We start from the raw sequence: 8,992 nt of genomic DNA on the forward strand, positions 1-8,992 counted from the left end.
GTTCGTTACGTCTACTTGTATCGGTATTTGGTTCATGCCCGGGTAGGCAATTGTGGAGTCAAAATTGATTTTATCTACTATGATGTTATCGCCCGGTACATCCGTGGATACCGTCGCGCGGAACGCAAATTGTCCGTTCGTTTTGCCAAACTCGCCCGCAATTTCATACGACCCGTCCCACGCCGCACAGAAAGGAATGCCCGTATTGTCATCCGATTTTGTACCGTCGTTATTCCACACCATCCAACTACATACACCGCCGGTGTCTATACCTGCCGCGCCTGTACCACATGGCGTACAATTCGGTGTATCGGTGGGGCTGAAGCTTTTACAAGTTCCGGTACACTCAGATGAATAAAGGTAGGCCCCGGGAAGTCCTGAGCGGTGATTACTTACAGACCCCTCACAGTAAGAGGTGGCTGAGTTACAAGTCAAACCGGAAGCAGCTGCCCCCGGACAACGATACGAGCCGCAGCGCGCCGCGCCTTCCGTCGGATATAAATCTATCGTGCGGACGGCGGGAGTCTCTTCGGCGTTTTCCACATTTTTGTTGTTATAGTATTTAACTACGTCAAACTTAACATTTTGAAGCGGAAAGGAAATAGAATACGTACTGCCGCCGAGCGGTTTGTTGGAACATTTGACGTTCATACATAATGCCAGGCAGTGGTTGGGATAATTGTTTGTTGTCGGGTCGGCCGATTGCGGGTACGGTTGGTCGTACTCAATAAGTGCGGAACTTACCCACGGGTCTGTATTGTTCTGGTTGCCGGACGGATCCGGATCCGATACAAAACTGCGGTTGGATGCATTGTTTGCGGCAATCGGGCCAAAAGTAAATGCATTTTGAACGCTCGTAACTTGGTAACACTGGGTAGTATTCTGAGCTCCGCCCGAGAGGGAATAAACGTCCCCCACCGAATAATACGTAGAAGAGGAACGCGCAGAAGCCCCGGCACAAGAAGAAACCCTCGTTAAAGACAAATTTCCGTCAGTAATATTGGTGTATGGAAGAAATGCGTAAGTACCAAAATGACTAGACACCCATACAGGATTAAGGATATTTTCCGTCAAAGCCGCTCCCGCAGACGCCATTACCTCAAAATAATAGAAATAGGAGTAGTACGCAACACGGTAATATTCCCCTACCGCATAATGATGATACGGGAGCCGGTCGGCAGCAGCACCGGCCACCGCCGCAGACACATCTTTTCCTAAAAATTTTACAGTTATGCCACCGTCGGGGAAATTCTGCCCGGTAGCACTTGCATCAAAAGATACCATGAGATTGTTCAAAAACGTAGCATTGCTAGCTCCACTACTGGAGCCCAACCCGGATAATACCTGAAAATAATACGTAGAAAAGCCATCTGAAATAAAATAATAGTCATTTATAGAATAGTTGGTGCTCGGCTGCCTTAGCGTTGCGCTCGTAGAAACGGCCGCATTTACATTGGTGCCTAAAAATCTAACACTCAGGGTTCCATCCTGCACAGTAGTATTAAGGGCAGGCGGAACTTTAACAGGGATGTTTTCTGTATACCAGGTGGGCACCGTCGTCCCCGGTTGGGCGGCTCCGGCGGCAAAATCACAATACATTTGTTTGACCAAATCGCCCCCCGCTTGGGACGACGGCGTTTTGTAAAATACGCCTGCGTATCTAACATCGGCAGTTTGGGAGAAAGACGGCACGACCGCCGTCATAAAAAGGGCAACTAAAACTAAAATTATTTTTTTAATATCGTTCACGGGATAATATCCTTAATTCAATTTAAATTCGCCAAAATACATAACGCACCAAGCCGACGTGTTTGTTTTATAAAAACACGCCGACACAGTACTATTACATTGTGGCAACTTTCAAGGTAGGTTGTCAACCCGGGCCCTCGCCGGACCGGGCAGCGCGGCCTAAAACCGCTGTATGCTCTTGTGTGGATATTTCTGTAATGTGGAATTTCATTGACGGTGCACACATTTTTATCGTCCCTTGCGGGCAAGAAACAGGAGCACCGCCCTGACAAAGACTAAAAATTGATACGTTCTTTTTCAATGACAAGCGGGCGGCGTAATACTTGCGTCAAAATCGCACCGATATACTCGCCCAAAACGCCTAAAAAGATAAGCTGAACAGAAGCAAAGAAAAGCACCGCCAGTAAAATGGGCGCAGTACCCATAGGGAACCGTTCCCAAAAACAAATCTTAAGCACCAAATAAATACACGCCAGCACAAAGCTAATTAACCCCAACGCAAAACCTCCTAAAGCCGCTAACCTAAGCGGCACTTTAGAGTGATTGGTAAAACCGATCATCGCGTTATCGTAAAGCGTATAAAAATTATTTTTGGTAATGCCCGTCTTACGCGCCGGTTGCACAAACGGAATGAGTGTCTTAGGATAGCCCAACTCACACACTAAACCCCGCAAATACGGGTACGGGTCATTTAAGCGGCGCAGTTCGTCCACCACGCATTTGTCGTATAAGCCGAATCCCGTGCAATTGGCCACCAGTTCAGCCCCGGAATCGTTAACCAAATTAAGTAACCAATAATAAAATTTCCGCACGGCAAAAAATAATTTATTTTCTACGCTTTGCTGTTTTTGGCCGAGCACTACTTTAAAACCCTCCTGCCATTTTTGAATAAACTGCCCAATAAGCTCGGGCGGGTCTTGCAAGTCAGAAGCCAGATAAATGACCGCATCGCCTTGCGCCTGCAAAATGCCGTAGTACGGGCTGCGGATGTGCCCAAAATTTCGCGCATTAACAATTACTTTTACATGCGGATCTTGTGCGGCGGCTTTGCGCAAAGCTTCCAAAGTGCCGTCTGTGGAGCCGTTATCTAAAATAATTTGCTCATAATCATACGCGTCCGACCACGAGGCCATGGCCGCTTTGACCCGTTCACACAAAACGGGGATATTGTCCTCTTCGTTAAAAGCACTGGATACAATGGAAATTTTACGTTTCATTTTCTCTCTCCTGCCGGGGGAACCTTGTGTATTGTAATTAAACAGGTATCCCTGTTAAACAATAAGGGCTCGCCGTCCTCTTGTATTTGAAGATCTACCGCCGTGTACATTAAGTGCACTTGCGAACAAAGCGGCATAAGTACAAGCGGCTTGGGGTCGGTATCCGCGGTGGCCGCCGCTACTGTTTTTTTGGTAAGCGGAATAATTTCAATCGGTTTATCTTTCGGCACGTAAAAATTAAGCATGCGCGGAAAGGCCGCCCACGGATATCCCGTTCCGGTCAAATCTACATATAATGTGTCGGCTTTGGCTACATGGTTAATGTACGTAAACGCATCGTGTAGTCCGTTATACTCCGGCCAATGTAAATGCTCCAGCCCCCAGTAAGAATTTACCCAACCCACTAGCAGAGCAGGCCACAATACCAGTAATACCGCATGACGTTTACGCAAGTGATCCAAACATTCCGTAAACACTAAAATTACGGACGGCATAACCGGTAAAAAGTAACGGTCCATCCATAAATTGACCTTACGCGATATAACCGCTACTACCACCAACAGTATAACTATTTGCAGCAATGGTAGCATCATGTCCGATTGCTTGAGTAAATCTTTTTTATGCAACGATACAAACGAAACCAACGCTATGACCAAACCATACAAGGTGGCAATAAATAACCGTTGTTCGCCAAATAAGAAAGTAATTACCTCATACGTTGCCTTGGCTACCGGCATTTTGTACCACCAACCCGAGGCCCCTCCTCCCGCAGCAAAATAACCAAAGCCGATCACACCAAAAAACCACACACACCATAAACCAAATACAACCGCCGTACCGAAGAAAGACCACGCGCGGCCTATTTTGTAGTAACAAGCATACAAGAAAACTAACAAAGCGGTAATAAAAAATAATGCGGTACAAAAATAATGGCTATATACACCCAAAAGACCAACCACAAAAAAGGAAAGCCACTCCCACACAGACGGCTCTTTGCCCTCGCTAAACCCGTGCACAAACCGCAACGCCAAAAGAGAAAAAACAAGCGTTAAAAATACAGCCAACGAGTATGCCCGCACAATCGCCCCATACGCCGATAAAATAAACGAACCGGACACTAATGAAACAAATATTCCTTTTTTAAGACGGGACCAATACGCCGGAGCCAACGGCCACGCCACTAACACGGTAGCCACACTCCACAACGCACTAAATAAATGCATCCACGGTTGCGTAAACGGAAAAATACGGTTCCAGCCAAACAATAAGAAATTAAATAGCGGCAAATTGATGTCCCGCATAATCATATTCTTCCATATATACCCCCACGATAAATCGGGTGAAGCCGTAATGGCCGAATATAATTCATCGTATTGCAAACCGTTCGTTAAATGGAAGAAACGCGAGGCCAACATATATACCGCCAGGACCGCCGCACTTATTACGCATACCGCCGTTAAAATACGAACCGCCCGTTTGGAAAGTTCTTCTTTCCAAACGGACGGAGAAAATACAGTACCGCTAGGCATGCTCACCGGGCACCTCTTAGTCTTCTTCGCCACCCTCTACCGAGGATCCGCTCAAGCTGGTAGTATCGCGCGGATCACCGGGCAAATCCGCCTCGTTATCCAGTCCCATCACGTCCAAACAAGCGGCAATACTTCTTTCGTGATCGTTTTTGGGGATACAATAAATCATATCCGAGTTAAACGGCCGGACCAACACATATTTATATGTGTCGCTGCCGACACGGTTGCCCACCATAAACCACTGCTCCCCAACTTGGTCAAAATATACTTCAAACCCTTGACGGGGCTCGCCGTTGGCTTTTTTTCCGCGCGAATAAAAAATAGTGTTTTCAGATCCGTTGGCGTAGGCATTGTCGGCTTTAGGGCGGCGCACTTGCACCGGCGCGGTATCTAACTCATGCCAGTAACGGGTATAGCGTCCCTTAGTTAACCGGTAACGGTCCTGCGCCGTAATTTCCACCCCAAGTAAAGACAATACATCCGCCCGACGGATATTTTCCATAGCGTGTTCGTAATAAGAAATAGCCATACTGGCTAAAATCGCTATCATAATCACACAAACAGTCAATTCCAACAACGTAAAACCTTGCCGATTTGTCATCCGATAATACACAAACGCCTCCTAAATGTTACTCAGTAATAATATAAATAAACCTAAAAACACCAAACACAAACAAATCTTTGTCAGGCCTAAATGTTTTTTTAGTAAATCGTTAAACGTCTTAGACTCGTAGCCCAACAACGCCAACACTAACACCGCTACCAACGGTATAATAAACATCATATTATAAAGCACCAAATAAAACAAGGCCTGCACGCGGTAAGCCGGGTCTTGCATAATCAGTACGCACGTCGGCACATATACTTGTCCTGTACATACGGCCTCAATGAGCGACACTCCAAACCCAACTGCAAAGGCCGCGAGCGTTAAACGCAGCGTGCTTTTTTGTTTATCGCGCAGAAAGAAACCCATAATTTGGTGCACCCGTTTCTTCAAAGAAAGCGGCAATTGCAACAACATACCGTCGGACTTTTTAGTTTTAGTGTACAAGATAAAATCGTACAGGGCCAGCCCAAAAAACACCAAACATAACGCAGCCGTTATTATATAAAACACTTTAATAACCGTCGCAAAACCACGCAACGCATATAAGAATTTAAATACGCCTATACCTAATAACAAATACGCCAAAAACACGGCTACGCAGTATGAAACACCTACAATAATAATTTCACGCCGTGTATATTTATACACCGTAAGAAACGAGATAAAAAATACAATTACGGCAAACGCACACGGGTTAATTCCGTCCACCAGTCCCGCTCCGATAATGGCCCAAAATGTAATTTTAGAGAACGCCTCCCGGGTTTGTTTTTCGCCGGAAGCTTGCGTGACAACGGTCGTTTTTTCGTGCAAGAGCAACGCTTTTTCTATGGCGTTTTCGGCATATGTACCGATTTGGTTAGGGTATCCCATCAAAAACGAACTTCCGACAGCCGCCGCCGGATAACCTAATTTATTTTCCGGTACGCCGTAGGCCTTGGCAGTTTGCATAAATATAAGGTTATTTCCGTCTTGGCTGATGTCGTACATCGTAAAATGGACGTTGCCGGGATATTTGGCTTGCAACTTATCCCAATACTCTTGTTTGAGTTTATTACAATGCACGCACGTCGGGCTGATAAACAGGGCAAATTCTACCGGCTCTTGCCGCTCAGCTTGCGCCCACAACGATACACCCGCCGACGCAAACAACACAATAAGTAAAAATAATTTTTTCATCATTACAGTTTTACAAAGGTGGCAATACCACTCATCACCATATCAACCGACATTAAAATTAAAATCATCCCCGTCAAGCGTTCAATAGCCGCCAACCCGCGTTTACCCAGCAAATTGCTTAGCGGGAAGGACATCATCAAAATAGCCGAGTTAATCACAGACGCGACCAATACCGCCCCCAACGTGAGCCATTTGGGATGTTGGGCCGCGGAAATCATCACAATAGATAACGCCGCCGGACCGGCCACCAGCGGAATCGCCAGCGGCACGATAAAGGGTTCGTCCTCTTTCGGGTCGTTTTTCGGCTCGCTTTCGTTACTGAAAACAAGCTTGACGGAAATAATAAATAAGATAATTCCCCCGGCGATACTGAGCGAATAGCCGTGGATACCAAACGCCTTTAAAAACCACTCGCCCATAAACAAAAAGCCAACCATAATAAGTAGTGCAATAGACAGCTCGCGGATGAGCACGGTTTTACGACGTTCCGGCGCCACTTTTTTCAAAGCGGCAATAAAAAGCGGGATATTGCCAAATCCGTCCATAACCAGTGCTATTGTTACAACTGAAGAAATAAAAGAATCCATAAATCACCCCTTTTCCGCCCATACGGCACGGGGCGGACTACGTATTATAGTATAGCAAAAAAGCACTCGGCGTGACTAGGGCGGTAAAATAACCCTTTTCTGGCGTTTGTTTTTTTGTACGCACCGGGTGTTTTTTGCTAAGATAATACGTATGAAATTATTGGATGAATCTACCTACAACGTGCTTACCATTGTCAAATGGTTTTTCTTTGCTACGATTATCGGCATAGTCGTAGGCATGCTGGATGCTATTTTTCTGCAAACGTTGGACAACGCCATTAAATGGCGCAACAAAATTCCGTATTTTTATGTTTGTTTACCGCTGGCATTGTACGTAGTGGCGGTGCTGTCTCGCAAAGTGGCGCCCGACCATAAAGATTACTCCACCGATGCGGTACTTAAAAAGATTAACGACTATAAACCCATTTCTTTCATTTCCATTTTAAAAGGATTTTTTCTTTCTATTGCCACCATGGCCACCGGCGGATCGGCTGGGAAAGAAGCCCCATGCGCCGACGTAGGCGCGGGGATATCCTCTATTTTATCACGCATCGTGCATATGTCGGTGCAAGACCAACGAAAAATGATGATTTGCGGCGTCAGCGCGGGCTTTGCGGGGGTGTTTGGTGTGCCGATATCGGGCGCGTTATTCGGGTTAGAGGTTTTATGGGTCGGCCATATTTTCTACGAAGTAATGTTTCCCGCACTTGTAGCAGGTATAACGGCCTTTCAGGTAACGTCTTTGTTGGGCGTTAATTACATTTACCACCCGATACACTTTGTGCCGGTTTTTTCGGAACAGTTTTTTCTTAAAATGATTATTGCCGGGATGTGTTTTGGGTTGGTGTCGCTTTTGTTTATTGAAATTTCCAAAGCGGCGCGTGTGCTGTTTCGCTATTTAGCGCAAAAAAGTAATTTATTTGTTACGTGCGTATTTGGCGGCGTACTGCTGATGGGCATTGCGTATGTAACGTCCCCCCTTTATTTGGGTTTAGGCGCGGCAGGCATTGACGGCCCGCTTAGCGGCGCGCCGTTACAATCCCCTTTTGGGTTTTTTTACAAAATAATTACTACCGCTATTACATTTGCCGCAGGCGGTATCGGCGGCGTGGTTACGCCGATATTTTTTATCGGTGCACAAGCCGGAGCTACGCTTTCGGAATTTTTAAAAGTAGATTCCGCTACACTAGCCGCCTTAGGGTTAGTGTCCGTATTGGCGGGCGCGGCCAACACCCCGCTTTCAGCCAGTATTATGGCGATAGAACTTTTCGGCCCGGCAATTGCCCCTTACGCGGCCGTATCGTGCGTAATTAGTTTTTTAATTACGGGCGAACAAAGTATGTATCCCAGCCAACGTATCTCGTGGGATAGCGGCAAAATACTTCCGCACACGCACGGTAATCAAACGCCTGCTGTCAATTTAGGCCGCCGCGCTACCGACCATCCGCAAACGGTCCACACACGCAAAATGTTAGCCAAAAAAATGTGGCGCGAAGTAGCCCGCCGTTTTCCGCATAACAATTCACACAAGAAAAATTAAGGCAAATGATAACTACGTATATTAGCGGTATACGCTAATGTCCCTTTAAAAATATCGTGGCAATAACTTCCCTCCGGAGCCGTAAAGTTGACACCTCCGGTAATTCGTTCCGCACACAAAATTTCACCGGTTGGGTGCCCGCTTTGAATAACAAAAATGAAAGCCGCCCCTTTATACTTACCCGTTAAACGGCCGATATAAACACCAACTACCCCTCCGGGCTCACTAATCAATTGTAAAGACCATTCCCCATTAGAACGGACATCTAATTGAGAAGAATTTTTCCACTTTTCTGTGCCCGTCCAGTTAATGTCTAAGGGCAATTCATCAAACGAAGTAGCATACGTACCGTTAGCTAATTTATACGCTTCTTGTGCCTGCACCACCGATTTTAACAACGTAAGCGCTTGCGCCCCACGCGATTTTTCCACCGCTTTTTGGTATTGTGGAAGTGCCACCGCCGCTAATATGCCGATGATAAGAACAACCACTAAGAGCTCAATAAGCGTAAATGCTTGTTTGTTTTTCATACAACCTCCTTTTTTATCATCAAATAAAATGTAGCAAAAAAAAAAACGATGTCAACC

At 46.1% G+C, this 8,992-nt stretch carries 8 protein-coding genes; 1 reads left to right on the forward strand and 7 read right to left on the reverse strand.

Annotated elements, in window-relative coordinates; all coding sequences use genetic code 11:
* The 6 genes from ACQY2W_RS01015 to ACQY2W_RS01040 form a co-directional block, all read right to left on the reverse strand.
* A partial coding sequence (locus ACQY2W_RS01015) for a hypothetical protein (RefSeq protein WP_428048718.1) occupies positions 1-1,749 on the reverse strand: 1,749 nt, incomplete at its 3' end.
* Positions 1,750-2,024: 275 nt separating this feature from the next.
* Positions 2,025-2,966: a glycosyltransferase gene (locus ACQY2W_RS01020; RefSeq protein WP_428048719.1), complete on the reverse strand. Its 942-nt coding sequence runs from the start codon at positions 2,964-2,966 to the stop codon at positions 2,025-2,027.
* Positions 2,963-4,495, reverse strand: a complete 1,533-nt coding sequence (locus tag ACQY2W_RS01025) for a hypothetical protein (protein ID WP_428048720.1) — start codon at positions 4,493-4,495, stop codon at positions 2,963-2,965. Before ACQY2W_RS01025 ends, ACQY2W_RS01020 begins: the two co-directional genes overlap by 4 nt.
* Before the next feature lie 16 nt (positions 4,496-4,511).
* The gene (locus tag ACQY2W_RS01030; protein WP_428048721.1) at positions 4,512-5,096 is read right to left on the reverse strand and encodes a type IV pilin protein; all 585 of its coding nucleotides are present in this window, start codon (positions 5,094-5,096) and stop codon (positions 4,512-4,514) included.
* A 21-nt stretch (positions 5,097-5,117) separates the two neighbouring features.
* Positions 5,118-6,278, reverse strand: coding sequence for a hypothetical protein (locus tag ACQY2W_RS01035; RefSeq protein WP_428048722.1), 1,161 nt, complete (start codon positions 6,276-6,278; stop codon positions 5,118-5,120).
* 2 nt (positions 6,279-6,280) lie between these two features.
* On the reverse strand, positions 6,281-6,865 hold the full coding sequence (locus ACQY2W_RS01040) for a MarC family protein (RefSeq protein WP_428048723.1): 585 nt from the start codon (positions 6,863-6,865) through the stop codon (positions 6,281-6,283).
* A 151-nt stretch (positions 6,866-7,016) separates the two neighbouring features.
* On the opposite strand from ACQY2W_RS01040, the gene ACQY2W_RS01045 reads away from it, so the two are divergent.
* On the forward strand, positions 7,017-8,405 hold the full coding sequence (locus ACQY2W_RS01045; RefSeq protein WP_428048724.1) for a chloride channel protein: 1,389 nt from the start codon (positions 7,017-7,019) through the stop codon (positions 8,403-8,405).
* Here the strand turns inward: ACQY2W_RS01045 and ACQY2W_RS01050 are convergent.
* Positions 8,402-8,935, reverse strand: coding sequence for a type IV pilin protein (locus ACQY2W_RS01050; protein WP_428048725.1), 534 nt, complete (start codon positions 8,933-8,935; stop codon positions 8,402-8,404). The genes ACQY2W_RS01045 and ACQY2W_RS01050 overlap by 4 nt on opposite strands.
* Positions 8,936-8,992: the final 57 nt, after the last annotated feature.

It is taken from the genome of Candidatus Avelusimicrobium caledoniensis, assembly GCF_902756455.1.
GTDB lineage: Bacteria > Elusimicrobiota > Elusimicrobia > Elusimicrobiales > Elusimicrobiaceae > Avelusimicrobium > Avelusimicrobium caledoniense.